The organism is Vibrio sp. 704 (genome assembly GCF_033339295.1).
Genome location: NZ_JAWOUH010000402.1, coordinates 1 through 725, shown reverse-complemented (window position 1 = coordinate 725; position 725 = coordinate 1). Strand labels below are relative to the sequence as shown.

General features: G+C 45.8%; 2 pseudogenes. One reads left to right on the top strand and one right to left on the bottom strand.

Annotation, left to right across the window (positions count from 1 at the left end):
* Nucleotides 1–335 (top strand): annotated as a pseudogene (locus tag R7R24_RS26735) (TetR/AcrR family transcriptional regulator); the annotation flags it as partial.
* Nucleotides 336–408: 73 nt separating this feature from the next.
* On the opposite strand, the pseudogene R7R24_RS26730 reads toward R7R24_RS26735, so the two are convergent.
* Nucleotides 409–725 (bottom strand): annotated as a pseudogene (locus R7R24_RS26730) (hypothetical protein); the annotation flags it as partial.

Here is a 725-nt window from a genome sequence, read left to right as displayed (position 1 = left end):
AGACGCTAGTCAGTGTGGAAGGTAAGACAGCTATCGACATTGGTTTGGCGCTGACGGAGAAATACTATCGCTACTATTTTGCGAACGTCGAGTTGAGCCGAGCCTTATTGAAAGAGGTGATTTGGGATTTGGATTATTACCAGTCGTTTAACCAAGCTTTGTTTCAATCTGCGAGCGTAGGTTCTGTTCTTGAAGACAAAATGCCGTTGATTTTTGACTGCTACTTCATGACGCTAATCGCACATTTAAGCCGAGCAGAACCAGATGTTGAAGCTGCGCTTACAGATCTTCATGCTAAGTTTCAGCAAATCATTCCCATTGAATCACTTGGCTAATGGCTAAAAGTCGTATCTGAGATCCAGCATTTCAAACAACATCGGTTTTGATGAAGCCTTCTTGTTCGAGCGTTCAAAGGTGCACAGGAGCGTTTACCGAGCGATTGATTGATTCGGCTATGCTATCGACGCGAGACAGGTCGATCTCATCCACCCCAACTTTTGGTGGTGATTGCATGGCTGAGTAGTTATAGAGAAATCGATAAATCGCTTGCCACTGTTTAATGCGCTGCAAACTCAAGTGGGCAGCGTAGCTTGGTGGTAACCATTGGGTATAACGGTTCCAAAACTCGCTGTTCCAATTCGGGTGTGTCGGGATTAATTCGTCTATCGATTCCGATGGTCTTGCGCTTTTTGGAGTCAGCCAACCCATCCCCACTTGCCAACTCC